A 1,696-nucleotide genomic window follows, 5' to 3' on the forward strand; every position below is an offset into this window, starting at 1 on the left:
GCGAAAGCGACCGATATTGTCATCCTGGTTGTGGCCGCCGACGATGGCGTGATGCCCCAAACCAAAGAAGCCATCGCGCATGCCAAAGCGGCTGACGTGCCGATGGTGGTGGCCATCAACAAAATCGACAAACCGGATGCGAATCCAGCGCGCATCAAACAGGAACTGATTGCCGAGGGCGTCGTTCCCGAAGAATACGGCGGCGAATCGCCTTTTGTGCCTGTTTCAGCGAAGACTGCGCAAGGCATCGACGATCTGCTCGAACATGTACTATTACAGGCTGAGGTGCGCGAGCTCAAAGCGCCGGTGGATACGCCCGCCAAAGGTTTGGTGATTGAAGCCAGACTCGACAAAGGCAAAGGGCCTGTTGCAACGGTTCTGGTGCAATCGGGGACGTTAAAACGCGGCGATGTGGTGCTCGCGGGCGCGGCCTATGGACGTGTGCGCGCGATGCTCGACGAAAACGGCAAGGCTGCGCTGCGAGCCGGTCCTTCGATTCCGGTCGAAATCCACGGACTCTCCGAAGTTCCACAGGCGGGCGAGCCGGTCATCGCATTGCCGGACGAGCGTAAAGCGCGCGAGATTGCGTTGTTCCGTCAAGGCAAATTCCGCGATGTGAAACTCGCCAGACAGCAGGCGGCCAAGCTTGAAAATATGTTCGGCGCACATGCTGAAGGAGAAATACAAACGCTGCCGCTGATCGTCAAGGCCGATGTGCAAGGCTCACAGGAAGCGCTGGTCGATGCGCTCGCGAAACTGTCCACCAGCGAAGTGCGCGTTCAGATGATTCACTCGGCGGTCGGCGGCGTCAGCGAATCGGATGTGCATCTGGCGATTGCATCCAAAGCCGTCATCATTGGGTTCAATACGCGCGCGGATGCGGGCGCGCGCAAGCTGGCGGAATTAAACGGTGTTGATATCCGTTATTACGATGTGATCTATGATGCACTGAACGAGGTCAAGGGCGCAATGAGCGGACTGCTCGCGCCGCAACAAAAAGAAATTGCTTCTGGCCTGATTGAAGTGCGGCAGGTATTCCAGGCGCCCAAAGTGGGCGCGATTGCCGGCTGCATGGTGCTAGAGGGGCTGGTCAAACGCACCTCAAAAGTGCGCGTGATACGCGACAATGTGGTTCTTTATACCGGCGAGCTTGGATCTTTAAAGCGTTTTAAAGACGATGTCCGCGAAGTCAAGGCGGGTTTTGAATGTGGTTTGTCGATCAAGAATTTCAATACGATTGCCGTCGGCGATCAGCTTGAAAGCTTTGAGGTGACTGAAGTCGCCCGCACTTTATAGCCATCATTTCAATCATGCCCAAACATCACCGGCCTGAGCGCGCACTGCGTATTGCCGATCAAATCCAGCGTGATTTGTCTGCCATGATCATGCGCGAAGTGAAGGACCCGCGCATCGGCGGCATCGTCACGCTGCAAGGCGTCGATTTAACGCCGGATTACGCGCACGCGAAAGTCTGGTTCACGACCCTGTCCGGCGATCCGCAGCAAACATGCGATGCGTTGAACCACGCCGCCGGTCATTTGCGCCGCCTGCTGTTTAAACGTCTGCACATCCATACCGTGCCTACGCTACACTTCATCTCTGATCCGACGCCCGACAAAGCCGCCGCTCTACTGCGCTTGATTAATGAGTCCTGTTCGCCCAGCGCTTAAGCAGGCGTTTCGCACAGCCGCGCTGG

Annotated in this window: 2 protein-coding genes; both read left to right on the forward strand. The window is 56.8% G+C overall.

From position 1 onward, the window contains the following. The coding region (infB, locus tag CAGGBEG34_RS09370) for a translation initiation factor IF-2 (protein WP_042688535.1) at positions 1-1,296 on the forward strand (1,296 nt) is incomplete at its 5' end. Between the two features lie 14 nt (positions 1,297-1,310). Beyond that, a complete protein-coding gene (rbfA, locus tag CAGGBEG34_RS09375; protein ID WP_006683376.1) occupies positions 1,311-1,670 on the forward strand; it encodes a 30S ribosome-binding factor RbfA in 360 nt (119 codons plus the stop codon). Positions 1,671-1,696 lie beyond the last annotated feature (26 nt).

The organism is Candidatus Glomeribacter gigasporarum BEG34 (assembly GCF_000227585.1).
Lineage (GTDB): Bacteria > Pseudomonadota > Gammaproteobacteria > Burkholderiales > Burkholderiaceae > Glomeribacter > Glomeribacter gigasporarum_B.

Excerpts from the sequence above, each read along its gene's own strand:
- rbfA (WP_006683376.1), top strand. The coding sequence starts at position 1,311 with ATGCCCAAACATCACCGGCCTGAGCGCGCACTGCGTATTGCCGATCAA.